Source organism: Hyphomonas sp. UBA3601 (genome assembly GCF_002375605.1).
In the GTDB taxonomy this organism is placed as follows: domain Bacteria; phylum Pseudomonadota; class Alphaproteobacteria; order Caulobacterales; family Hyphomonadaceae; genus Hyphomonas.
Genome location: NZ_DFME01000117.1, coordinates 16,555 through 18,204, shown reverse-complemented (window position 1 = coordinate 18,204; position 1,650 = coordinate 16,555). Strand labels below are relative to the sequence as shown.

The window sequence follows — 1,650 nt, the reverse complement described above, 5'->3', positions numbered from 1 at the left end:
TGGATGAGGTTCTGGATTTTTTCTCATACCAAGCAAGATTGCACTGGAACGGCGAAGTTTCTCAAGCCCCGCGCAACGCCAATGTTCCGTCATTTTGTGCCAGCGACAAAGCCTGGGACACCTACTTGCAACGGATCTAGTTGCGGGTTTTCAACTCCTTGAGCAGCTCTTGCTGGTGCTGACCATGCTCAGGTGCTGGACCGGGGATTGCCTGCACGTTCGATTGGAAACGCGGGGCCGGAACAGCCTGAACATAACCCTGGCTGTTTTCAAAGATTCCGCGCGCCAGATTATGAGGGTGCAAAGGTGCACTGATCGGACTTTCCACAAGGCCAAAGCATGCATCGGTCCCCTCTAGTAAGTCTTGCCAGTATGCAGATGGTTCGGTTGCGAAAAGAGCACGAAACTTCTCTGACTGCTTCGACCAGCTATCACGATCATACTGGTCTTCGAAGTCGGGATCGCCTGCAAGACCGAGGCGCTGTAGAAGTTCTGCGTAAAATTTCGGTTCTAGCGCGCCAAGCGTGATGTCACGCCCGTCTGCACAGCGATAGGAACTGTACCAAGGGGAATCATCCAGAAAGCCGCGCCCGCGCTCGGCTTGCATCATGCCGCTGGGCAGCAAATCGAAGATGAGGTTCATCATATGCGCCGACCCATCGACAATCGCTGCATCAATCACATCGCCCTCACCGGTGGCCCTGGCCTTTAGAATGCCCGCGAGAATGCCAATCGTCAGATAGTTCGCACCGCCGCCAATGTCCCCGATCAAGCCTGGTGGCGGCAGTGATCGCGTTCCAGTTGGGCTTGCAAACCAGGCAGCTGAACTGACGGATACATAATTGATATCATGTCCAGCCGCCTGGGCGAGCGGTCCCGCCTGCCCCCAGCCCGTCATGCGACCAAAGACAAGCTGTGGGTTCCGCCCCAGACAAACTTCCGGACCAAGGCCCAGGCGTTCCATCACTCCCGGCCGCATGCCCTCGATCAGGGCGTCCGCCGTCGCAATCAGATCCAGCGCGACCGCGCGGTCTTCAGAGTCTTTCAGGTCCAGAGCGATCGAGCGCTTGCCTCTTTTCAGAATGCCGACAGGCAAAGTCGATCCCGGATCGGAGCCCTTGGTCTTTCGCTCTATGAGAACGACATCCGCGCCCAGATCGGCCAGATGCATGCCACAAAAGGGCGCCGGCCCAATGCCCTCGATTTCGACAATCCGAATGCCCTGCAGAGGTCCTTTAGACACGGGACGTCACCTGAACGCCGAGACGCCCGTCAGGCTCCGCCCGATAAGGAGTTTCTGGATCTCCGTCGTTCCATCCGGAATGGGTGCGATCATCGCTTCGCGGGCGAGGCGCTCGACAATGAACTCCTTCGTGACGCCATTACCGCCGTGAATCTGTACTGCCTGGCGCGTTGCACTGACAGCGATTTCGGTACCGTACCATTTTGCCATTGCGCACTCCTTGTCGCAGCGCTGTCCGGCGTCAATCATGCCCGCTGCGCGCAAAGACAACAGGCGCGCTGCATCGATCTCTGTGGCCATTACAGCTAACTTTTCTGCAATGAGCTGGTGGCCGGCAATTGGTTTGCCATGCTGCGAACGGTCGATTGCATATTTTATTGACTCATCAAGCGCGCGCCGCGCCATGC

The 1,650-nt window shown here is 57.4% G+C and carries 2 protein-coding genes; both read right to left on the bottom strand.

The window, feature by feature from the left end; translation table 11 throughout:
- Positions 1-136: 136 nt before the first annotated feature.
- Positions 137-1,243, bottom strand: coding sequence for a CaiB/BaiF CoA transferase family protein (locus tag B4F73_RS12340; protein WP_034763804.1), 1,107 nt, complete (start codon positions 1,241-1,243; stop codon positions 137-139).
- Between the two features lie 6 nt (positions 1,244-1,249).
- Positions 1,250-1,650 (bottom strand): acyl-CoA dehydrogenase family protein (locus B4F73_RS12335; RefSeq protein ID WP_290483409.1); only part of this gene is annotated, 401 nt, incomplete at its 5' end.